General features: G+C 42.1%; 20 protein-coding genes and 1 tRNA gene. 9 read left to right on the top strand and 12 right to left on the bottom strand.

Annotation, left to right across the window (positions count from 1 at the left end; genetic code table 11):
• Window positions 1-89: 89 nt before the first annotated feature.
• From asnS to V5739_RS09325, 3 genes are all read left to right on the top strand, one after another.
• Window positions 90-1,532 carry an asparagine--tRNA ligase gene (gene asnS, locus V5739_RS09335; protein WP_266068006.1) on the top strand — a complete coding sequence of 481 codons (1,443 nt, stop codon included), beginning with the start codon at window positions 90-92 and terminating at the stop codon, window positions 1,530-1,532.
• Between the two features lie 93 nt (window positions 1,533-1,625).
• Window positions 1,626-3,086: an RNA polymerase factor sigma-54 gene (gene rpoN / locus V5739_RS09330; protein ID WP_423817943.1), complete on the top strand. Its 1,461-nt coding sequence runs from the start codon at window positions 1,626-1,628 to the stop codon at window positions 3,084-3,086.
• Window positions 3,086-3,691, top strand: coding sequence for a hypothetical protein (locus V5739_RS09325; protein WP_423817942.1), 606 nt, complete (start codon window positions 3,086-3,088; stop codon window positions 3,689-3,691). The genes rpoN and V5739_RS09325 overlap by 1 nt, the downstream gene beginning before the upstream one ends.
• On the opposite strand, the gene V5739_RS09320 is transcribed toward V5739_RS09325, so the two are convergent.
• The 9 genes from V5739_RS09320 to V5739_RS09280 form a co-directional block, all read right to left on the bottom strand.
• A complete protein-coding gene (locus V5739_RS09320) occupies window positions 3,686-4,393 on the bottom strand; it encodes a porin family protein (RefSeq protein ID WP_423817941.1) in 708 nt (235 codons plus the stop codon). The genes V5739_RS09325 and V5739_RS09320 overlap by 6 nt on opposite strands.
• A gap of 102 nt (window positions 4,394-4,495) precedes the next feature.
• Window positions 4,496-4,978 (bottom strand): ExbD/TolR family protein, encoded by a 483-nt coding sequence (locus V5739_RS09315; RefSeq protein WP_423817940.1) that lies wholly within the window; start codon window positions 4,976-4,978, stop codon window positions 4,496-4,498.
• Window positions 4,979-4,996: 18 nt separating this feature from the next.
• The gene (locus V5739_RS09310; RefSeq protein WP_423817939.1) at window positions 4,997-5,605 is read right to left on the bottom strand and encodes an ExbD/TolR family protein; all 609 of its coding nucleotides are present in this window, start codon (window positions 5,603-5,605) and stop codon (window positions 4,997-4,999) included.
• Between the two features lie 7 nt (window positions 5,606-5,612).
• Window positions 5,613-6,050 (bottom strand): hypothetical protein, encoded by a 438-nt coding sequence (locus V5739_RS09305; protein WP_266068012.1) that lies wholly within the window; start codon window positions 6,048-6,050, stop codon window positions 5,613-5,615.
• Between the two features lie 18 nt (window positions 6,051-6,068).
• On the bottom strand, window positions 6,069-6,869 hold the full coding sequence (locus tag V5739_RS09300; protein WP_423817938.1) for a MotA/TolQ/ExbB proton channel family protein: 801 nt from the start codon (window positions 6,867-6,869) through the stop codon (window positions 6,069-6,071).
• Window positions 6,870-6,939: 70 nt separating this feature from the next.
• Window positions 6,940-7,027: transfer RNA gene (locus V5739_RS09295), tRNA-Ser, on the bottom strand.
• Window positions 7,028-7,123: 96 nt separating this feature from the next.
• On the bottom strand, window positions 7,124-8,152 hold the full coding sequence (locus tag V5739_RS09290; protein ID WP_423817937.1) for an asparaginase: 1,029 nt from the start codon (window positions 8,150-8,152) through the stop codon (window positions 7,124-7,126).
• Complete coding sequence (locus V5739_RS09285; RefSeq protein WP_266068015.1) at window positions 8,136-9,278, bottom strand: lysophospholipid acyltransferase family protein; 1,143 nt, start codon at window positions 9,276-9,278, stop codon at window positions 8,136-8,138. Before V5739_RS09285 ends, V5739_RS09290 begins: the two co-directional genes overlap by 17 nt.
• Window positions 9,279-9,330: 52 nt before the next feature.
• Window positions 9,331-10,098, bottom strand: coding sequence for a TatD family hydrolase (locus tag V5739_RS09280; protein ID WP_423817936.1), 768 nt, complete (start codon window positions 10,096-10,098; stop codon window positions 9,331-9,333).
• A gap of 53 nt (window positions 10,099-10,151) precedes the next feature.
• On the opposite strand from V5739_RS09280, the gene V5739_RS09275 reads away from it, so the two are divergent.
• Window positions 10,152-10,589 carry a retropepsin-like aspartic protease gene (locus tag V5739_RS09275; protein WP_265162370.1) on the top strand — a complete coding sequence of 146 codons (438 nt, stop codon included), beginning with the start codon at window positions 10,152-10,154 and terminating at the stop codon, window positions 10,587-10,589.
• A gap of 247 nt (window positions 10,590-10,836) precedes the next feature.
• On the opposite strand, the gene odhB is transcribed toward V5739_RS09275, so the two are convergent.
• A complete protein-coding gene (odhB, locus tag V5739_RS09270; RefSeq protein ID WP_423817935.1) occupies window positions 10,837-12,123 on the bottom strand; it encodes a 2-oxoglutarate dehydrogenase complex dihydrolipoyllysine-residue succinyltransferase in 1,287 nt (428 codons plus the stop codon).
• Between the two features lie 52 nt (window positions 12,124-12,175).
• The gene (locus V5739_RS09265) at window positions 12,176-14,974 is read right to left on the bottom strand and encodes a 2-oxoglutarate dehydrogenase E1 component (protein WP_423817934.1); all 2,799 of its coding nucleotides are present in this window, start codon (window positions 14,972-14,974) and stop codon (window positions 12,176-12,178) included.
• 113 nt (window positions 14,975-15,087) lie between these two features.
• Here V5739_RS09265 and V5739_RS09260 point away from each other — a divergent pair, with 113 nt between their 5' ends.
• Window positions 15,088-15,624 (top strand): alpha-ketoglutarate decarboxylase, encoded by a 537-nt coding sequence (locus tag V5739_RS09260; protein ID WP_423817933.1) that lies wholly within the window; start codon window positions 15,088-15,090, stop codon window positions 15,622-15,624.
• Window positions 15,625-15,629: 5 nt separating this feature from the next.
• On the opposite strand, the gene V5739_RS09255 is transcribed toward V5739_RS09260, so the two are convergent.
• Window positions 15,630-16,604: a polyprenyl synthetase family protein gene (locus tag V5739_RS09255; RefSeq protein ID WP_423817932.1), complete on the bottom strand. Its 975-nt coding sequence runs from the start codon at window positions 16,602-16,604 to the stop codon at window positions 15,630-15,632.
• A 158-nt stretch (window positions 16,605-16,762) separates the two neighbouring features.
• Between V5739_RS09255 and V5739_RS09250 the strand changes: the two genes are divergently transcribed.
• Genes V5739_RS09250 through V5739_RS09235 form a run of 4 tightly spaced genes read left to right on the top strand, consistent with a single transcriptional unit; the run spans window position 16,763 to window position 23,379 of the window.
• Window positions 16,763-17,371: a TetR/AcrR family transcriptional regulator gene (locus V5739_RS09250; RefSeq protein ID WP_345596736.1), complete on the top strand. Its 609-nt coding sequence runs from the start codon at window positions 16,763-16,765 to the stop codon at window positions 17,369-17,371.
• Entirely contained in the window at window positions 17,368-18,729 is a 1,362-nt protein-coding gene (locus V5739_RS09245) for a TolC family protein (RefSeq protein WP_423817931.1), read from the top strand. Before V5739_RS09250 ends, V5739_RS09245 begins: the two co-directional genes overlap by 4 nt.
• A 23-nt stretch (window positions 18,730-18,752) precedes the next feature.
• Window positions 18,753-19,925 (top strand): efflux RND transporter periplasmic adaptor subunit, encoded by a 1,173-nt coding sequence (locus V5739_RS09240; RefSeq protein WP_423817930.1) that lies wholly within the window; start codon window positions 18,753-18,755, stop codon window positions 19,923-19,925.
• Window position 19,926: 1 nt separating this feature from the next.
• Window positions 19,927-23,379 (top strand): efflux RND transporter permease subunit, encoded by a 3,453-nt coding sequence (locus tag V5739_RS09235; protein ID WP_423817929.1) that lies wholly within the window; start codon window positions 19,927-19,929, stop codon window positions 23,377-23,379.
• The last annotated feature ends 76 nt before the right edge of the window (window positions 23,380-23,455 follow it).

Below are 23,455 nucleotides of genomic sequence, written 5' to 3'. Positions count from 1 at the left end.
TTTTGACACCTAATTTTGTCAGAAGCCTTTATTTTATTACTTGTAAGGCAAGTGCGGAAAAATTATCTTTGCTCTTCAAATAGAAAAAGATGATCACAGGAAAAGTTGCAGAACTTTTAGAAAGCACTCAGTATTTGCAGGAAGTTGAAGTAAAAGGTTGGGTACGTTCCTTTAGGAGCAACCGGTTTATAGCTTTAAATGATGGCTCTACCATCAACAACATGCAATGTGTGGTAGACTATGAAAAGCTAAGCGAAAATACCTTAAAACGCATTACTGTAGGTGCTGCAATAAAGGTGACAGGAACCCTGGTAGAGAGTCAGGGTAGCGGGCAAAAAGTGGAAGTACAGGCGAACGCCGTAGAAATTCTTGGAGATGCAGATCCCGAAGAAGTGAAGTACACCATTCTTTCTCCAAAAAGGCATTCTCTCGAAAAACTTAGGGAGCAGGCGCACCTTAGGGTGAGAACCAACACTTTTGGAGCCGTGATGAGGCTAAGGTCTAAACTGGCTTTTGCCATTCACAGCTATTTTCAGCAAAACAATTTTCACTATGTGAACACTCCAATTATTACCGGAAGTGATGCTGAAGGCGCAGGAGAAATGTTTAGAGTAACTTCTTTTGATCTTGATAATGTTCCGCGTAACGAAGATGGTTCTATTAACTATAAAGAAGATTTCTTCGGAAAAGAAACCAATCTTACCGTATCTGGCCAACTCGAAGGGGAGACTTATGCTTTAGGTTTAGGCCAGATCTATACTTTTGGCCCTACTTTTAGAGCTGAAAATTCAAACACATCACGTCACCTTGCCGAGTTTTGGATGGTAGAGCCAGAAATGGCATTTTGTGACCTTGCCGGAAATATGGACATTGCTGAAGACTTCATCAAATATGTGCTGAAGTATGTGCTGGACAACTGCAAGGATGATCTTGCTTTTCTTGAAGAACGCCAGGCAAATGAAGATAAGGCAAAACCGGAAGCCGAACGTAGTGCTATGAGCCTTAGTGATAAGCTGAGATTTGTGGTTGAGAACAACTTTAAAAGAGTAAGCTATACCGAGGCTATCGATATCTTAAAGAGCTCTAAGCCCAATAAGAAGAAAAAATTCAATTACATCATTGAAGAATGGGGAGCCGATCTTCAAAGTGAGCATGAACGATATCTTGTTGAAAAGCATTTTAAATGTCCTGTAATATTATTTGATTACCCCGCCAACATAAAAGCATTTTACATGCGTTTAAATGAAGATGGAAAGACCGTACGTGCCATGGACATCCTTTTCCCCGGAATTGGAGAGATTGTGGGCGGCTCGCAACGGGAAGAACGCCTTGATGTTTTAAAACAAAAGATGCAGGCCCTTGATATAGATGAAAAAGAACTTTGGTGGTATCTTGATACCCGAAAGTTTGGAACCTGTGTACACAGTGGGTTTGGACTTGGATTTGAAAGACTGGTGCAGTTTGCTACCGGTATGGGGAACATTAGAGATGTGATTCCTTACCCAAGAACACCTCTAAACGCCGAGTTCTAAAAAGCCTTTCATCCTAAAGTACTCATAAAACAATCTGCGTTCGTTTACGTTTGTAGATTGTTTTTTTTATTTTTATAAAAAGCCAGTAAGAATATGCTAAAACAGCAGTTAAATTTTAAATTATCTCAAAAGCTTTCTCCTCAGCAAATACAGTTGATGAAGCTTATCCAGCTGCCTACACAGGCTTTTGAGCAACGGCTTAAGCAGGAGATGGAAGAAAACCCCGCCCTTGAAGGCGGTAAAGAAGAGAGTGACGAGTACGAAGAAGATTTCAAGACAGACGATTACCAGGATGAAGATCCGGGCAATGAGAGCATTGAAGCCGATATTGATGTTGATGAGTACCTGAGTGATGACGAGATACCCAATTATCGTTTGCAGGCAAACAATTACAGTGCAGATGACGAAGACAGACAGGTACCCTATGCTTCCGGAACTTCTTTCACCCAATATTTGAAAACCCAGTTAAGTACGCTTAGACTTGACGAATCTGAAGAAGAGATTGCTGAATTTCTTGTAGGAAGTGTTGATGAGAGTGGCTACATAAGAAGATCTGTTCAGGATATTGTTGATGATCTCGCTTTTACACAAAATGTATATACCGACGAGGAAACTGTAGAGAAAGTACTTAAATATGTTCATGAGCTCGACCCTGCAGGGGTAGGTGCCAGAAGTCTTCAGGAGTGCCTGTTAATACAGTTAAACAGAAGGGACCAGACAAGACCTGTAAGCCTTGCAAAAGACATTATTGAGAAGTCCTTTGACCAGTTTAGTAAAAAGCACTACCAGAAACTTCTTTCAAAGCACGATATTTCTGAAAAAGACCTTCGAAATGCCATAGAGGTCATTGAACATCTCAACCCTAAACCCGGTGGTGCCTATGCCGGCAACACCAGGGCTGTGGAACATGTGATCCCCGACTTTACAATTAAAATAGCAGAAGGCGAACTTGAGTTGAGCCTTAACGGCCGCAATGCACCCGAAATGCACGTCTCCAAAGATTATAGTGAGATGCTTAAAGGCTATAAGGAATCACGAGAGAAGAGTAAAGCCCAGAAAGATGCTGTCATGTTCATCAAACAAAAACTGGATGCTGCAAAGTGGTTTATTGAAGCCATAAAACAGCGACAAACTACGCTGTTTGTTACGATGAGTGCCATCATGAACTATCAAAAAGAGTATTTTCTCACCGGTGACGAAAGGAATCTAAGACCAATGATCTTAAAGGATATTGCCGATGAGATCGATATGGATGTCTCTACAGTTTCCCGGGTTGCCAACAGTAAATACGTAGACACTCCCTACGGAACAAAGCTAATAAAGGATTTCTTTTCTGAATCTATGAAGAACGACCAGGGAGAGGATGTTTCTACAAAGGAGATCAAGAAAATACTTGAGATGACCATTGAAGAAGAGAACAAGAGAAAACCCCTTACAGACGAGAAACTGGCGAAAATGCTGAAAGAAAAGGGATACCCTATTGCGCGACGTACTGTAGCTAAATACCGGGAGCAACTGGATATTCCCGTTGCCCGCCTTCGAAAAGAAATTTGATGAAGCTACTCATAAGGTCAGCTTCCTTCCTCTTCCACCCCATTTGGATGCCTTTTGCGGGTACTTTGATCTATTTCCTGATAACACCCAGGTTTTTTCCAATAGAAGTAATAAAAGCCAAGTTACTGGCCGTAGCCATTATTACCATCTTCATTCCCATTGTCTATGTTTATATGCTAAAAACTTTAGGCAAGGTAACAGATCATCATCTTAGGGATCTAAGGGAGAGAAAATGGCCGCTATTACTCTATGCGGGGCTGGATTTTGTGGTTCTTAGATATGTACTTAACACCTTTGATTACCCTGCGCTCTATTACTTCTTTGCCGGGGTCATGGTCTCTGCAATACTTAGTTTGTTCTTTCTTCTGGCAAAGATCAAGGTAAGCCTGCACATGATGGGCCTGGCAGGTTTGCTGGGATTTTTGATCCTGCTAAGTGTACACTTTAATCTCAACCTGGTTTACAGCGTAAGCTTCCTGATAGCCATTACCGGACTCACAGCTTCGTCCCGGCTTCTTTATGCCGCCCACTCGTATTACGAGTTAGCTATAGGGTTTATACTTGGCTTACTGCCCCAGGTTATAGCTGCCCTGGTTTGGCTATAAAAGGTAAAAAGTAAGCCCAACCTGAAATGTTTTAAGATCAAGATCCTCATTATTTACTGTAACATCTTTAAAGAAGGAATTGAGACTGTAGTAAAAGGAGAAATTAAAGGTGTTATATCCAAAAGTAAAAGTCGCCCCTAACCGCAGTCGCTCAAATTCAGGAACATTGGTCTCCTTAAAAGTATTCCCATCCTGAACAAATTTAGACTGGAAGTAATAAACATATGAAGGCCGGATACCGGTATATATCCGCCAGAATTTGTAACTCTCCGGCGTGGATGTACGCCATCTAAACTGCACCGGGAGATCAATAGACTGCGTAGTAAAGCGATTGGCATCAAAGTCTACCCTGTCCCTGTTAAGTACTACAAACCGGGTCGCTTCGCCTTCCGGGTCTTCCCCTATAAAAAGGTTTTGACCAAAAGTATCAATTGACCAGCCCAGGCCCACACCAATTCCCATATTTCGACGTGTATTAAGCGGAAAATCCCTTATAAATCCGGCATGAAAACCTCCTGAAAACTGTGAACTCTTAATTTCTGAAGGGCTTCCGGTAACAATGTTATACGTAAAGCCAAAATAGACCTGGTCTTCCCGATACAAACTATCTACAACTGAAGGGATCTCATTCCTTTCCTGCCCCTGTAAAAAAAGCGGGAAGAAAATTAAGAGAAGAAAATGCCATTTTTGGATGTTGTGCATTGAAGTATTTTAACCAAAGATAATACGAAGCAAAACAGCATTCAAAAAAAATCCCCTTTCAAAAGACTTGAAAGGGGATTTTCAAAAAATAATGAATTGATTTTAGTCAAAGTTTTGTGACGCCTTACCGGAACGGGTAGTGTAGTTGATTTTAAGAGCTTCAGCTTTTCTAAGCTCCATTTTTATATCAGATACAAGACCCATGTTGGTTTCGTGGTCAACTTTAAGCGCTGTTGTAAGAAAAGGAATAAGTTCCTCTCTCTTAGTTTCTCTTTCGGCGTAAATGAACTGTTGAATATCAGTAACCTCTGCGAAGTTATCATTTAGCTGTATACGCGCCTCTGTACCCATGGTTTGCTGATATCTCGGATTAGGCTTTCCTGCATAGATATACATTACAAGATCCTTCTTGTCAAGCTTTTCAACCTGGTCGGCATAAGGCAATGTTTGTCTTACCAACGGGTCAGTATCACGCATTACGGTCGCCACCATGAAGAAGAAAAGAAGCATAAATACGATATCAGGCAGGGCCGAAGTATTGATCGCGGGCAGTTCACTACCTTTTTTCTTATTGAATTTTGCCATAGTTCTTAGTTTTCGCGATTAATTTTTAGGATCGGCTTCAGAAAGTTTTTGAGGCCACATATCTTTAACTTCCTCAATTTGTTCCTTCAACCTATCTTTATTTCCGGTATAATTGACACTGTTGTAATCAGCTTCCATTTGAGTAAAGGACTTGCCGTACAACCTTTCGGCGGTACGATCACGCAACTCGTTATATGCTCCTACCAGTTCGTTTTGAACTGCAATGTAAGTACCATATTCGGTTTGCCTGTCATTTACAAGCATAATTACTGCTTTGATAGGATTATCTGAAGAAGTAGGATCTCCGGAGCCCTGGCAATAGTCACATGCCTCGGGGCCTACCCCGCCACCATTGTCTAAAAAGGCAACAGCAGCTTCTCTAAGATCCTTAAGCTCCATGAGCTCATCTTCTACTAACAGATCATTATTTCGGTTTACAATTACCTTGAAAATGTTCTTTTCTTTGATAATTGGCGGTTCCACATTTTCATCCTGCATTGGAGGCAACTTTCTGCTGATACCGCTATCTGTCTCAATAGTTGTGGTCACCAGGAAGAAGATCAAAAGCAAGAAGGCGATGTCGGCCAATGAACCGGCATTAACTTCAGGTGTAGATCGTCTGGCCATAGTTTCTTTAGTTTATAAGTTTTCTTACTCCCGAAAGTACCATTAGCAATACTGCAGCTCCGGCAAGGATGTAGAAGGTCACAAGACCTGCTCCTACCCAGTGGTCTGCACTTGCTGAAAGCATTGTTCCATCACTAAGAGTTTTCTCGGTACCATCTGTAAGTACATAGGCAATTGCCACTACGATAATAAAAGACCCGACTGCGATAAGGGTCCTTTTAATATCCCCTGAAAACAAACCTTTTATTACGAAGAACAAAACCAGCAGTACAATTATAGCAAACACAAGATATGCAACATATAAGAATGGAGATACCACGCTTGCCTGTACATCGGCTGAATTTTCTATAGCATCATCACCAGCCATGAGCACTCTCCCCCAAAGGATGAGCCCAACCACTCCGATGACGAGCGCTAGATATTTTAATATTTTATGTAAGGTCATAATTAAATCTTGGTATTATTATACTCTTCTTTTATTCTTGTACTCTACAAGTATATCCATCAAAGTGATAGAAGCATCTTCCATATCGTTTACAATACGGTCAATCTTAGCAATGATGTAGTTGTAGAAGATTTGAAGAATAATAGCTACGATCAAACCAAATACTGTTGTAAGAAGTGCGATTTTAATACCACCTGCAACAAGTGAAGGCTGCATATCTCCCGCTGCTTCAATTCTATCGAAAGCTTCGATCATACCAATTACCGTACCCATGAACCCAAGCATAGGAGCAAGAGCGATAAACAGAGATACCCATGATACGTTTTTCTCAAGAAGTCCCATTTGAACACCACCGTAAGCTACAACTGCTTTTTCAGCAGCTTCTGTACCTTCTTCGGCACGGTCAAGACCTTGATAGTAGATAGAAGCAACAGGACCTTTTGTGTTACGACAAACATCCTTAGCAGCTTCAATACCACCTGTGTTTAGTGCATCCTCAACATCTTGCGCCAATTTTTTTGTATTGGTAGTAGCAAGGTTAAGGTATATAATTCTTTCAATTGCAATTGCCAGACCTAAGATCAAACAAAGAAGTACAATTCCCATAAAGCCAGGTCCACCTTCAATGAAGCGCCTTTTCAGCCCCTGGTGAAATCCTACATCTTCGGTTTCTGCTTCTTCAGCAACAGCCTGATCTTCATCCTGAACAAAGTTCACCATGGTAGCCGGCAGGGCATTCACGTTATTTGTCGCATTCACATCTACGGCTCCGAACACCATAATTGTAGCGATCACCAAAATTGAAAATAATCTTTTCATTACTTTTTGTCTTAATTTAATTAGTTAACGGGTTAAAGATATAAATATTTATTCAAATAAAAATAACTAGCAGAGAGGAAGGGATTCGAACCCTCGATACCCTTGTGGGGTATACACACTTTCCAGGCGTGCGCCTTCGACCACTCGGCCACCTCTCTAGTAAAAATACAATCCAGTGCTTTTTTTAACTTTTTCTGAACAGTTCGCCAAATAACGAAAAAAAAGAGAAGCTGGTCAAGTAACAGCAGCAAAAATTACGACATTTCCCCACGTAAAGATGTTTCAAAAATTGTTCTGAAAACTTTTGGGCTTAGTTCCTTTGCCAGGAGGTACATCATTTTAGTCACAGCAGCCTCAGTAGTAATGTCTTTCCCCGACACTACGCCAATCTTTTTAAGCTGCGTACTGGTTTCATACTGCCCCATGGCCACACTCCCCCCAATACACTGTGTAACATTAACAATGACCACCCCGCGGGAGATCGCATCTTTTAAAAGCTGAACAAACCAGTCTTGAGTAGGCGCATTTCCGCTACCATAAGTTTCCAGTATCACCCCTTTCAAACCTTCTTTGGCCAATATATGCTCCAGCAGGCTCCTGTTAATACCCGGAAATATCTTTATCAAGGCAATCTCATCGTTAAGCCCCTTGTGGAGTTTCATCTTTCGGCGATTGTGCGGCTGCCATAGATAAGCATCGTTCACAGCCAAATGCACACCTGAATTTACCAGCGGCGGATAATTTGGGGAAGCAAAAGCCTGAAAATGTTCTGCATTGATCTTAGAAGTGCGGTTACCGCGGTACAGCTTGTACTCAAAATAAAGACCTACCTCGGTAATAACAGGTTTACCGTTCTTCTGAAGCCCTGCAATTTGTATGCTGGTAATAAGATTTTCTTTAGCATCTGTCCGCAGGTCTCCAATAGGCAGTTGTGAACCGGTAAAAATCACGGGTTTAGACAAATTTTCAAACATAAAACTCAGGGCCGAGGCGCTGTAAGACATAGTATCACTACCATGCAAAACCACAAACCCGTCATACATCTCAAATTTTCCCTCAATGATTTCGGCCATCTGCAGCCAGGAAGCCGGGTTCATGTTTGAAGAATCTATAGGACGTTCAAAACTTATGGTATCTATATTATGTTCAAGAAGTTTTAATTCGGGAATATTTTGAAGCAGCTCACTAAAATTAAAGGCTTTAAGAGCTCCTGTCTCAAAATCCTTTACCATACCAATAGTTCCACCGGTGTAAATAAGGAGAATATTAGCGCTGGTTTTCATGCTGATTCTTCTGATTTATTACCGGATTGGCATACATAAGGAGGTAACTGTTCACCTCAAGGGCATTTTTAAAGTTGACACGCCGGGTAAGACGCCTTTCAAATTGCCGCTTTTGCTTTGAAGTATAATTTTCCTGAAACATGCTGCTACCGTTCAAAAGGTCAAAGGCAATATAATTGGCAGGCCACAGCTTGTAGTTCTGGTGCACGCGATAATCTATGCTGGCGGTTATCTTCTGAAGCTGCTCGTTCATTGAACCTGCTTTTGCTTCAATTTCACCCAGTGCCGCTGCACTAATAGGTTCCCCGGCCGAGATATGTATTCTTCCCTTATTCCCCAGAGCACCCTTCAGGATAGATTTAAAATCTTCGTTTGCCGATTTAATGTAGATCTGCTCCATTCTTTTTGCTAGAATTTCGGGCAGTTTAAGCACATCTGTAGGATCAAATTCATAAGAGATCGCCACAGGGACTATCTTCAGTTTTGTAAAATATTCAGCAACAGAGTCATCTCCTTTAGCCATGGCCAGCATTTTTAAAACTCCTTGCTGGGTATTATCATTTCCGTCTTTGGTTCTTCCCTCCCGCTGCGCCATCCATACCGAGCGTTTATCTTCAAGCAGCAGCTTTCTTATATATTCTGAAAGCTTTTGAGAACTCTTCAGCATTTCCCTCGGACTAATTCCCCTTTTAACAAGAAAATTTCGATTGAGGCGTGAAAGGGCCAGCAAAAATGGCTTTTTTACGAGGTTATCACCAATGGCTGAAGCAGTCATTCGCAAATCACTCTCATATAACACACAGTTTAAGAGAGAAGTATCTAGAACGATATCGCGGTGGTTGGAAATATAAAGGTAAGATTCGTCTTTATCAAGGGAATCGAAGCCGGAGTAAGTTAGACCTTCAGAACTTTTACTCAACACCTTTTGAACGGTGTGATAAATAATCCCGGTTTGAAAATCCCTGATGGAGTTGCACTGCACAACCTTTTCCTCTATTTTTTCATAAGCAACATTCGGAAAAGTAAAAGTTAATAGCCCTTTTATCATAGGATGCCTAACATAATCTTTTAGAGCATCCTGCACTTCGTCATCATTATAAAACCGAATATCGTCGTAATTTGTCACTGTTTCATCATTAGAGTTAGCAAAAAAACAAAAATATAAGCACAAGTCTCTGCTATATCCCAAAAATCTCCCGGGAGTTACGGGTAGTAACTTCAGCTATTTCTTCGGGACTCGTGTTGTAAACCTCTGCCGCTTTTTTAAGTACTTCAACAATATACAGACTTTCATTCCTTTTTCCTCTATAGGGTACCGGTGCCAGATATGGCGCATCGGTTTCCAGCACAATTTCACTAAGCGGAATTTCACTTAAGAACCTGTCAATTTTGCCATTTTTGAAGGTTAATACCCCGCCTATACCCAGCTTCATATTGTAAGAAAGGGCTTTTTTGGCTTGCTCATAGGTTCCGGTAAAGCAATGAAAGATACCAAAAAGGCTTTCTCCCTTCTCCTGCTCCAGGACTTCAAAAACCTCATCAAAAGCATCGCGGCAGTGAATAACTATCGGCAACTTATGCTTTTTAGCAAGCTGAATCTGGTACCTAAAGGCTTCCTGCTGAATTTTTAGTGTAGATTTATCCCAATAAAGATCAACACCGGTCTCGCCCACGGCATAGAACTTTCTTTCCTCAAGTTGCTTTTCGACTATCGCCAGCTCCTCCCGAAAGTTTTCCTTTACATGCGTAGGATGTAAACCGGCCATGAGAAAAATATGCTCCGGAAATGCCTTTTCCAGGGAGTACATATCTTTAATATACGTAGAATCTATTGCCGGAATAAAGAACCTGGTGATATTGGCAGCTATGGCTCTTTCAATCATTTCCTTGCGGTCGTCATCAAAAGATTCACTGTAGAGGTGTGTATGTGTATCGGTAATTGTCATAATGGCAAAATTAATTTATTTTATACAGCTATCTTTGTCAAAAAAAGAAAAGAATGGCATCTCTCAAGAAGTTACTCAAGGAAAAAGGATATAAAAAAATTCCACTTACCTATACCGCCACTCAGCATTTAGAATTAAAGGCTAAAATAAATCAAATAGAAGGAAATTTCATTCTTGACACAGGCGCATCAAGCACCTGCGTAGGCCTGGAAGCAGTCTCTCATTTTGAACTCCTGGCCGAAGACAGTGATATAAAAGCTGCAGGCGCAGGTGCCACCAACATGATGACCCAGATTGCACAAAAGAACATCATTGAAATTAAGGGATGGAAAAAAAAGAAGGTTGACCTGGTACTGTTCGATTTAAGGCATGTAAATGATGCCTTGGTAAAACACAAAGCCGAAAAGGTACAGGGAATCATTGGAGCCGACATTCTAAAAAAAGGAAAAGCTATTATTGATTACAAATCAATGAACCTTTATCTCAAGTAATTAAAAATTGGGGGATTCTCCCCATATGTGAGCGGTAGTGTTTTTTCTAACTTACAGTCACCAAAAAAATCTATCGCTATGAATTTCTTCAACCTAAAGCACCTGCCGGTGTTTCCGGCTTTAATGGCAGCATTGATTATTTTTGTACTACTGCTCAACATCTACACCCTGTTGGCTTATTAGTACAAAAAAAGAGAGGCAATGATCCTGAAATCATTGCCTCTCTTTTTTGCTATTTTTGACACTCTTAAAGCTCGAGAGCTCTCTTTATATCATTATCCATTAAAAGTTCTTCAGGATTTTCCAGAGCTTCTTTTACTGCCACAAGGAATCCTACTGACTCTTTACCATCAATAATCCTGTGATCATAAGAAAGAGCAACGTACATGATAGGACGAATTTCTACGTGACCATCAATTGCCACCGGACGGTCTACAATATTGTGCATTCCGAGAATTCCGCTTTGCGGAGGATTGATAATTGGAGTTGAAAGCATAGATCCAAACACTCCACCATTGGTAATGGTAAACGTTCCGCCGGTCATTTCATCTACAGTGATCTGTCCATCACGCACCTTTATTGCAAGGCGTTTGATCTCAGCTTCCACAGCTCTAAAACTCATGTTTTCGACATTTCTCAACACCGGAACCATAAGACCTTTTGGGCCAGATACAGCAATACTGATATCTTTATAGTCGTACTTCACCTGGAAATCTCCGTCAATCATTGAATTCACTCCGGGGTAAAGATCAAGTGCGCGAACTACGGCAAGAGTAAAGAAAGACATAAAACCAAGGCTTACCCCATGCCTGTCTTTAAACTCATCTTTGTATTGTTTGCGAAGGGAGAAGATTGCAGACATATCTACTTCATTAAAAGTAGTAAGCATGGCTGTTTCATTCTTAACCTCTACTAAACGTTCGGCTACACGGCGGCGCAACATAGACATTTTCTTACGCTCTTCCCCGCGCTTGCCATTCCCGGGAGTACCCATTGAAGGCTTGGCATTGGTCGCATCCTCTTTGGTGATCCTGCCGTCACGACCGGTTCCCTTCACAGACTTCGCGTCCATTCCTTTTTCATCGAGGATCTTTTTAGCAGCCGGCGAAGGACTACCTGTAGCATAAGTATCCTGCTTTTGGGCCGGTGTACTTGGTTTTGAAGACGATTCGGTTTTGGCTTCAGCCTTCTTATTGTCTTTTCTAGAAGATTCAAGTTCTTCTTCTTTAGCCGAAGTCGCTTCTTTCTCTTCTTTTACCACTTCTTTAGAATCACTCTCTCCACCTCCGGGTTTAGGCGCATCTGTATCAATAAGGCAAACTACCTGTCCTACAGCTACAGCATCGCCTTCTTCTGCCTTAAGGGTAATGATCCCACTCGCTTCTGCCGGAAGTTCAAGGGTTGCCTTGTCACTATCTACTTCGGCAATTGCCTGATCTTTTTCTACATAATCTCCGTCTGAAACCAGCCACTGTGCGATTTCAACTTCGGTAATTGATTCTCCCGGAGAAGGGACTTTCATTTCTAAAGCCATGATTTCTTCTTTTTTATTTTTATACGCCAACTACTGTTGGCAAATTTTCTAATTACTTAACAGTGACCTCTAAGGTCTTATCAAAAACAGATTCTATTACTTTTTCGTGACGTTTTTTAAACCTCACCGAGCTTCCTGCCGCCGGAGAACCGTAAAACTTCCTGCTACATACTCTAAAGTTCTTTGTCTCCTCTAAATGTAGCAACAAATGGCTATAAGCTCCCATATTTCTTGGCTCTTCCTGTGCCCATACTACATCATCGGCATTTTTGTACTTGCTAATTACAGCCTTTATTTGTTCTGCCGGTAGTGGGAACAACTGTTCTATTCTAACCAGAGCCACATCATCCCGTTCTAATTCCTCTCTACGCTCAAGAAGATCATAGTAGAATTTACCGGTACAAAATACTAAAGATTTTACTTTATCGGCTTTAGCTTCAGCATCATCTATAAGCGGCTGAAAAGTTCCGTTAGCAAACTCTTCTTTTGTAGAGACTACTTTGGGGTGCCTAAGCAAACTTTTTGGAGTAAATATAATTAATGGTTTTCTATAGTTCACCTTCATCTGCCTTCTCAACAGGTGAAACATATTCGCAGGCGTGGTAACATCGGCTACAAACATATTGTCTTTAGCACATAATTGCAGGTATCGCTCCATTCTTCCTGAAGAATGCTCTGCACCCTGACCTTCATAACCATGAGGCAGGAACATCACCAATCCATTCTGAAGCTTCCATTTATCTTCGGCTGCCGAAATATACTGGTCGATCATAATTTGAGCTCCATTACTGAAATCCCCAAACTGCGCTTCCCAAATAGTTAAGCAGTTAGGACTTGCCATGGCATAACCATAATCAAACCCTACAACCCCATATTCAGATAAAAGCGAATTATATACTTTAAAGTCACACGAAGAACCTTTCCTGGTATCGCAGATTGTGCCTTTGATCTGGTTCAACAGGATGATCTCTTCTTCACTGTCTTCTACCTTAACTACGGCGTGACGGTGAGAAAAAGTTCCTCTTTCAACATCCTGCCCGCTCATTCTTACATAGTAACCTTCTTTAATAAGCGTGCCGTAGGCAAGTAATTCGGCCATACTCCAGTCAAGGCTATTGCTTTCAAAGAACATGGTGCGGCGAAGCTCCACCAGTTTCTTAATTTTTCTAAGGAATTTTTTATCTGAAGGAAGCTCTGACACGGCCTGGGCCACTTCGGTAAGCACTTCCATATCAATGGTAGTATCTACCTCTTCCATCATGCGGGATTCATCTACATGCTCAAAACCTTCCCACTCATCCTGCATAAAAGGAGTGATCCTTGTCTTTTCCTCTTTACGGGAATCCTCGAGATTCTCTTCCAGCTTCGCCTTATATTCTTCTTCCAGTTTCTTCACATGAGAATCATCAATAATTCCCTGTTCCTGAAGTTTTTCAGCATAAATATCCCGTGGGTTACTATGGCTAGCTATGGCTTTGTAAAGTTTTGGCTGGGTAAATCTTGGCTCATCACCTTCGTTATGCCCGTATTTTCTATATCCCAGAAGATCTATAAAGACATCTTTCCCAAATTGCATCCTAAAGTCCAGTGCAAAAAGTACGGCATGTACCACAGCTTCCACATCATCGGCATTAACGTGCAATACAGGAGACTTGGTCACCTTAGCCACATCTGTACAATAAGTCGAAGAGCGGCCGTCAAGATAATTGGTAGTAAAACCTATCTGGTTATTCACTACAATATGTATGGTCCCGCCGGTAGAATAGCCTTCCAGCTGCGACATTTGAACAATCTCATAGACTATACCCTGCCCGGCAATTGCTGCGTCACCATGTACAATAATAGGCAGAACAGCGTCGGCCTTATTTTGGTAGTGACGGTCTTGCTTACCACGGGTAATTCCCTGCACCACGGCCCCTACTGTTTCCAGGTGGGAAGGGTTGGGGGCGATATTTATATTGATCTCTTTCCCATTGTCGGTCTTGCGACAGGAAGTCCATCCCAGGTGATATTTCACATCCCCGTCAAAAACATCTTCTTCGTAATCTTTCCCATCAAATTCAGTAAAAATGTCTTTCGCACTTTTTCCGAAGATATTGGTAAGGGTACTAAGCCGCCCTCTGTGGGCCATTCCCATCACGAAATCTTTCACACCCAAATCGGCTGCTTTTTCGATGATAGCATCGAGCGCCGGAATCAAACTTTCTCCTCCTTCGAGAGAAAACCTTTTCTGCCCAACATATTTGGTATGAAGAAAATTCTCAAAAGAAACTGCTTCGTTGAGTTTCTTTAGAATATGCTTTTTTTGCGGCGCAGTAAAAGCGGGTTGATTTTCATTTATATTTAGCCTGTCCTGTATCCACTTTACCTGTTCAGGATTTCTAATGAACATATATTCTACGCCAATAGAATCGCAATACACCTTGCGAAGGTGCGCTACAATCTCTCTAAGGGTAGAAGGTCCTAATCCTAAAATATCGCCCGCATTAAAAACAGTATCGAGGTCACTCTCACTGAGGTCAAAATTCTGAATATCTAACGTGGGGCTATATTTTCTTCTTTCCCGTACCGGGTTGGTCTTTGTAAAAAGGTGGCCGCGACTGCGATATCCTTCAATCAGCTTTACCACCCGGAATTCCTTGAGTACCGAATCGGACATTTCTACCGGCTCACCGCTTTCGGGGTGTTCAACGTATGTCTGCCCATTCCCCGAAGTCTCCAAACCAAAGTCAAAACCCTGGAAAAAAGCTCTCCAGCTGGGTTCTACACTATCGGGATATTGTAGGTACTGGTCGTAAAGTTCAGCGAAATATGCTGTATGTGCGGCATTTAAAAATGAAAATTTATCCATAATATGAAACTACCTGTTTCTTTTTTGTAAAACGTTACAAAAGTACAATTTTTAAAAAAGAAGCACAGGAGCATTTAATATATTTACCTTATACCTTAAAAACTTTTAACATTATGAACTTCTTTCTCAGTAACAAAAAGAAGCTTTTGCTTTTAATTATAACGCTATATTCCACTCATTCATATTTGGTTGCACAGGAGAGAGAGGTGCCAAAAAGGGCATTTTTGGAAGATGTTCGTTTTGGCGGAAGTTTGGGTCTAAATGTTAATAATGGTTACTTCAGCGGATACATAGCCCCAAAAGCCATTTATGATTTTAATTCTTATGTTTCTGCAGGAGCTGGGCTTCTGGGTTCTTATAACAAAACTTCCCGCTACTCCTCTTATACAACCGGCGGCAGCCTTATTGGCTTACTTCGGCCTTTAAACCCGTTACAGCTTTCCGCAGAATTTGAAGAACATTATGTCTCCCGAAATTTTGAGCTGGACGGAACAAATAAAAAGGATTCCTACTGGTATCCGGGGCTTTTTCTGGGTTTGGGCTATGTTACAGGCCCCGTGAGCATAGGCGTTCGATATGATGTGCTGCACATTGACGAAAAAAGCATCTATGCAAATGCACTAATGCCATTTGTCACCGTATATTTCTGATATTTTTAAACCTGCCGATTCATCAGGCCTTTTCCGAAATTGTAGAGCGGCTTTTTTCTTTCTTCCGGAATTTGCAATTCTTCGAGTACCTCAAATGCCTTTGTAGTGTACTTCTCAATTTCTTTACGAGTAAGTTCAGCCGCACCACTACTCTCAAAAAGGCCTTTTACAGTCTCCACTTTTGAGCTGGGGTCGGGGGGATTTATTGAATAAAGATGTTCCAGTTGCATAGCTTCACGTGAAGCTGCATGTTGTAGAGAAGACAGGTAAAGGAAGGTCTTTTTGTTCTCAATAATGTCACCCCCAACCTGTTTTCCGAAAGAATCGGGATCTCCAAAAGCGTCGAGATAATCATCCTGTAATTGAAATGCGATGCCCAAAAGACGTCCAAATTCATAGATCCTGTCGCAATTTTCTGCGGAAGCTTCAGCAACAATAGCCCCCATTTTTAAGGAAGCCCCTACAAGTACAGCGGTTTTGTACTCTATCATTTTAAGATAGTCATCGATGCTCACTTTCTCCTGAACTTCAAAATCCATATCATACTGCTGGCCCTCACAAACTTTTATGGCTGTGCTCGAAAACAACTCTGCCAGCTGCCTGAAGGTTTCTCCCGGATACTTCTCAAATAACTGGTAAGCTTTAATAAGCATGGCATCGCCTGAAAGTATACCGGTATTGATATCCCAGCGTTCGTGCACCGTTTGCTCTCCCCTTCTCAAGGGAGCGTCATCCATAATATCGTCGTGTACCAGGGAAAAATTATGGAAAACCTCTATAGCCAAAGCAGCATCAAGCGCTTTTTTACTGTCACTGCCAAGAATCTCTGCCGCCATTAAAACCAGTACAGGCCTTACCCTTTTTCCTCCCAGCCCCAAAATGTAGACCATAGGATCATACAAATTTGCAGGTTCCTGCTTTACGATGTTTTGGGATAAGTAATCTTCAAATTCCTGACGATAGCGGTCTACTGTGAGCATAAATAGATTTTGTGCTAAAATACCAAAACAAGAAGAAAAATATCAACAGCCGCAAAATTTACTTTTCCTGTTCCGGCAAAGGCCATCTGTAAACTAAGGAAACTTTAACTGTTTTTAAAGTTTCCATTATTATCTTTGCGCCCTTATAATATCTTCTATTGAAAAATAAAATTGTAGAAAAAGCGGCCGACATGTTTATCACTCTGGGAGTGAAAAGCGTGACTATGGACGAGATTGCTGCTGAACTTGGTATCTCCAAGAAGACCATTTACACCCATTTTCCCACCAAAATCAAACTAATTGACGCCACAGCCGATTTTGTATTTCAAAATATTGCTGAAGGGATTGAGCAAATTAAAGCTAAAGACAAAGATCCCATAGCCGAATTATACGCTATTAAAGAATTTGCCTGCGCCCATTTAAAGCACGAGAAAACTTCACCCCAGCACCAATTGCAGAAATATTATCCGAAGGTTTTCTTAAAAGTAAGGGAGAACCAGGGTGAAATGCTAAAGGAAATTACGAGAGACAACCTTAAAAAAGGGATTGAAAAAGGCATTTATCGCAGCGATCTTCCCGTAGAGTTCATTAGCCGAATTTACTTTGTAGGTATTCTTGGAACAAAGGATCACGAATTTTTTCCCGAATCTCAATTTTCTCCACATCAACTTACAAATATGCATTTAGAGTACCACCTAAGGGCCATTGTAAGCCCAAAAGGCCTTAAAAAACTGGAAACCTATATAACCGCAAGCAGCACAACATGAAACACTTGATATACTTATTCAGCAGCCTGCTCTATATTCAAGCCTGGGCTCAGGAACCCCCGGCGCAGCCTCTGCCCCTTTCATTGGAAGAAGCTATCGCTATTGGCCTGGAAAATAACTATTCTTCCCTGAAGTCTGAAAAAGAGGTTGAAAAGGCTCTCGCTCAAAAATGGGAGATCATTTCACAGGGTTTACCACAAATATCGGCTAACGCCGATTATCAGAACTTTCTCAAGCAACCGGTTACCCTGATTCCGGGGGAGATTGGCGGCGGTGAACCTGGCACTTTTGTCCCGGTGCGCTTTGGCACCAAACAAAACCTGAGTGCCACAGCTACCTGGCAGCAGCTTATTTTTGACGGCTCTTATATTGTGGGCGTACAATCGGCCCGTACCCTGCTTCAAATTTCCAAAAATGCCAAAATCAAAACCGATCTAGAGGTGAGAAAGGCTATTATAAACGCCTACGGAAATGTGCTTATGGCCCGTGAAAGTGTTGAGATCCTGGAGAACAATCTCGAGAATGTGACAAAGAATCTCAATGACACCCAAAAAATCTTTGAGAATGGCCTTACTGAAGAAGAAGATGTGGAACAGCTAAAGATCACCCGGCTTAGCCTTGAAAACAATCTAAACCGTAACAGGCGCATGTTGAGTATATCCCACCAGTTGCTTAACATGGCGATGGGCCTTCCGGTAGAACGTGAAATAATCCCTACAGATGACCTCAACACTCTTGCACTTCAGTTTTATGATTTACAATTGCTGGAAGAGAGCATTCCGGTAGAAGAAAATATCGATGTACGCATCGCTCAAAATTCCGCAGAAGCCGCAAGGATCTATGTGAGATTAGAAAAGGCCAAAGCGCTGCCAAGCCTCACCGGTTTTATTAACTACGGCACCAACGGCAACAGCGACTCCTTCACCTTTTTCAATGATGATCAGGTATATTACCAACAGTCTATTTTGGGGATAAGCCTTAACGTGCCTGTGTTTAGCAGCGGGATGAGAAACGCCCGCACCAAGCAAAAACAACTGGAATACGACCAGGCCATGCTGGATCTTGAGGAAACCAGGAACCAGATCTCTCTGGAAATAGATGCCGCAAAAGCCGATTACCGCTACAGTCTTGAAAATTTTGAAACCCAGCAGGAAAGCCTGGCCCTGGCCGAACGAATTGAGAACAAGAACCAGATCAAATTCTTTGAAGGCCTTGCCAGTAGCTTTGAGCTCAGCGAGGCGCAGCGGCAGCTATACACTGCACAACAAAACCTGTTACAGGCCATGCTTGAAGTGATCAATGCTAAAGTAAAACTTGAAAACGTGCTAAGCACTAAAACTTATTCTGAAGAAGAATAACCAACAACGAACAGTCAAAAAAAATGAAAAAGATAAACCTGATACCCGTAATCTTACTACTCCTAATTTCCTGCGGAAAAAGTGATTCTGTCGAAGAAATTATTGAAAGTGGCGACCTCAGCGAAATAAGGGCCAAAAAAGCCGATTTAAGTGCTAAGCAAAGTGAACTGTCTTCCCAGATCACAAAACTGGATGCTGCCATTGAAAAACTGGCCGGAAATAACGGATTCACCCTGGTAAGCACAAGAAAAGTCTCAGATTCCCTCTTTAAACATTATGTTGAGCTGCCGGGTGATGTGGAAACCCGCCAGAATATCATCATTTACCCCGAATATTCCGGACTTCTTGAAAATATAACAGTAGAGGAAGGCGACAGGGTTCAAAAAGGGCAAATTTTGGCACGCATTGATGAAGGCGGGCTCTCAAGCCAGCTGGCACAAATGGAAGCCCAGGCAGCCCTCGCCAAAACCACTTTTGAGAGACAACAAAGGCTTTGGAACCAGAACATAGGTAGTGAGATACAATACCTGGAAGCAAAAACCAATTATGAAGCACTGCAAAACTCGGTGAAACAAATGCGCTCACAACTGGCAAAGACAGTGGTAAGAGCTCCTTTTAGCGGAGTAATAGATGAAATTTTTTCGGAACAGGGAGAAGTAGTTAATCCTGGGCAAAGCAGGCTTTTCAGGCTCATTAATTTGTCTGATATGTACATCACCGCCGCAGTACCTGAATCTTACCTGGGAACCATTAAAAAAGGAACCGAAGTAATGGTAGATATAGCGGCCACCGGCACTTCGTTTACCAGCACGGTGAGGCAGGTAGGGAATTTTGTGAATCCCGACAACAGGACCTTTGAGATCCAGATTGCAGTACCACCCAGCCAGGAGCAGGTGAAACCCAACCTTATTGCCAATGTAAGGATCAACGATTACACTTCGGAAAATGCTATTATTATTCCCGAAAACCTGATTCAGAAGAATTCTGCCGGCGAGAATGTTGCTTTTGTAGTTCAAAAAGAAAGCGATAGTACAGGAGTAGCCCAAAAAAGGGTCTTAAAAACAGGAATGGTCTATGACAATGCTATAGAAGTACTTACAGGCCTGCAGGTGGGAGATTTACTTATTACCAATGGCGCCCGCAGCATTCAGGAAGGGGAACAGGTAGAGATAGCTGACCGCAAAGCATTGAACTAAGATGAAATTAGATAAAGAATTTAAACTTTCTTCCTGGGCTATAGACAACCGCATGACGGTGTATGTCATCGTGGCCATCATTCTTATTGGCGGCCTGATGTCTTACTACAGCATGCCGAGGGAGTCTTTCCCCGAAGTTGTAGAAACCAAGATCTACGTGAGTTCGGTGAACCCCGGAAATTCCGCAGAAGATGTAGAGAAATTTATCACCGAGCCTCTCGAGGAAGAATTCAACAATATTGCCGGTGTGCAGGACATCTCTTCTACCACGCTTCAGGATTACTCCCTGGTGATCGTGGAATTTGACGAAGATATTTCAGTAGATGCAGCAAAGCAAAAGGTGAAAGATAAGGTTGACCAGCAAAAAGCAGCAACCACCTGGCCCACGCTCGATAATGGCGCCAAAGTAGAACCCAACGTCTTCGACCTGAATATTTCCGAAGAAATGCCCATTCTCAACGTAAACCTTACGGGTGATTATCCGGTGCAACAATTAAAGGAATATGCAGAATACCTGCAGGACAGGATCGAACTTCTTCCGCAGATAAAAGAAGCTTCCGTTAGGGGTGCCGAGGAGAAAGAGGTGGAGATCGCGGTAGACATTTACAAGATGACTGCTTCAAAAGTGAGCTTCCAGGACATTATTAGTGCCGTGAGCATGGAGAACCAGACCATCTCTGGCGGAAATGTGATCACAGGAGGAATTCAAAAGAATATTCGCATACTTGGAGAAATAACCAATCCCGATGAACTTAAGAACGTCATTGTAAAAAGGGAAGACGGAAATGTCTTTTTGCGGGATATAGCAGAGATCAAATTCCAGGAACAGGAACCCACCACCTTTGCACGGGAGCATGGAGAACCCGTGGTGATGCTCGATATCAAGAAGCGGGGCGGTAAGAACATGATCGAGGCCATTGAAAATATTAAGGCCATAGTCAAAGAAGAGCAGGAAACAAGCCTTCCAGACGATCTTCACATCTCCTTTACTAACGACCAGTCTACCACTACAGAGAATATGGTTGATGACCTGGTGAACAACATTATCTTCGGGATCATCCTGGTAGTGGTGGTGCTCATGTTCTTTCTGGGTTTCCGAAATGCCCTTTTTGTGGGGTTTGCAATCCCTCTTTCCATGTTTCTCTCCTTTATTATTCTATCAAGCATAGGCTTTACACTGAACACTATGGTGCTTTTTGCGCTGGTAATGGGGCTGGGAATGCTGGTAGATAACGGGATTGTGGTAGTAGAAAACGTGTACAGCCTTATGGACCAGGGAGTGCCAAGAATAAAAGCAGCAAAACAAGGGGTGGGTGAAATTGCCTGGCCTATTATTGCTTCAACCGCAACAACGCTTGCAGCCTTTTTCCCACTGGCGTTGTGGCCGGGAACCATAGGAAAGTTCATGGTCTACTTCCCCATCACTTTATCTATTGTACTGGGTTCTTCCCTCTTTGTGGCATTAATTATCAACTCGATGCTGACTTCAGAATTTATGAAAACTGAAGAAAAGGAGCTCACAAAAAAGAAGCTTATTCGCATAAGTGCAATTTTGACCGGGGTGGGAATAATACTTCTCATTGCCGGATTTGTGCTTGACATGGGCGGCCTTAGGGCAGCCGGGAATCTCTCTATTCTTGCCGCCATTTTGCTGTGGGCATACAAATATTTTCTAAGCAGCTGGGTAGACTTTTTCCAGTACAGGGCGTTGAAGAAACTGGAGAAAAAGTATGAAGCTACCCTGCGTTTTTCTCTCCGCGGAAAAAATTCTTACCTGGTTTTCTTCGGAACTTTAGCCATGCTCATCCTGTCTTTTATTTTGGTGAGCATTGTACAGCCGAAGGTGCTCTTTTTCCCTGAAAATGAGCCTAACCAGATCATTACCTATATAGAACTGCCTGAAGGAACCGATATCAAAAAGACCAATGAGATCACCAAGCAAGTTGAGCAGCAGGTTTATGAGGTGATAGAAAAATATGAAGACGAAGACGGATACAACTTCATGGTAGAATCGGCCATCTCACAAGTGGGCCGCGGTGCCGGAAATCCGCAGACAGACGGGGGCCAGCAAAACGATATGCCTCACAAGGGGAAAGTTACCCTCACCATGCGCGAGTTTAAAGACCGCCGTGGGGTGAAGAGTAGCCATGTACTTTCGGAGGTTCGCGATGCCGTACAGGATTTTCCCGGGGCTTCGATCATTGTTGAAAAAGATGCTGCAGGGCCACCTGTAGGTTATCCTATCAACATCGAATTAAAAGGCGAAGATTATGAGCAAATGCTTATCACTGCCGAAAACCTGAGGAAGCAAATTGGGGAAATGAACATTCCCGGCATTGAAGAGCTGCAAATAGATGTGAACAAATCTAAACCTGAGCTCAACGTGCAGGTAGACCGCGTAAAGGCAGGGCAGCTTGGCGTCTCTACAGGTACAGTGGGACAAACTTTGCGAAGGGCAATTTATGGCGAAGAGATCTCTACCTTTAAAGAAGGTGATGAAGATTATCCAATTAATGTGCGGTTCAATGAAGATCTAAGGTATAACGAAAACGCCCTTTTTAATCAGCCCATCACTTTTAAAAACCAAAGCACCGGAAACATTGTACAGGTACCAATATCTTCGGTGACAAAAACAGAGCTCACTTCCTCCTTTAGTGCCATAAAACGGAAAGATTTAAAGCGGGTGATCACTCTGTATTCCAATGTTCTGGAAGGATATAACGGAAACGCCATTGTAGAGCAGCTTCAAAAGGAACTCGCTTCTTACGATCTTCCAGAAGGGATTTCTCTTGAATTTACGGGCGAACAGGAAAAACAGCAGGAAAATATGTCATTCCTTCTAAAAGCCCTTTTAATTGGGTTAGGCGGAATTCTACTTATCCTGGTTGCCCAGTTCAACTCCATTCCAAAACCATTGATCATTCTCATAGCAGTATTCCTGTCTTTAGCAGGAGTCTTTCTTGGGCTGGTAGTATTCCAGATGGATTTTATCATTATTATGACCATGATGGGAATTATTTCCCTGGCAGGAATTGTAGTAAACAATGCTATAGTACTGGTAGATTATACCCAGATACTTATTGACCGCAAAAAAGACAGTCTTGGAATTGACGATAAAGACCTACTGACAAAAGGCCAGTATTTTGAGACGATTGTTGAAGGAGGCAAGTCAAGATTGCGGCCTGTACTTTTAACTGCCATTACGACAGTGTTAGGTCTCATTCCTCTCGCTATAGGACTCAACATAGATTTTTTCTCCCTTTTCACAAATTACGATCCTCAAATATACATTGGTGGTGATAACGTAATCTTCTGGGGGCCATTGGCCTGGACGGTTATATTCGGCCTTATTTTCGCCACCTTCCTAACACTCGTGGTGGTTCCCGCAATGCTTTATCTGGTGAACAGAGGCCGCGTAAAAGTTAGGAATAAGAGAGAAAAATTAACTGCTTAAAATGCCATTTTTGAACCTGAATATTAGAAACCTCCGGATAAATCTAGGTTTTTTTATATATAGGCAGTCTGGCAAA

This window comes from Salinimicrobium sp. TIG7-5_MAKvit (assembly GCF_049569215.1).
GTDB classification, from domain to species: Bacteria; Bacteroidota; Bacteroidia; order Flavobacteriales; family Flavobacteriaceae; genus Salinimicrobium; species Salinimicrobium profundisediminis.
This window is presented reverse-complemented; position numbering and strand designations above follow the sequence as displayed.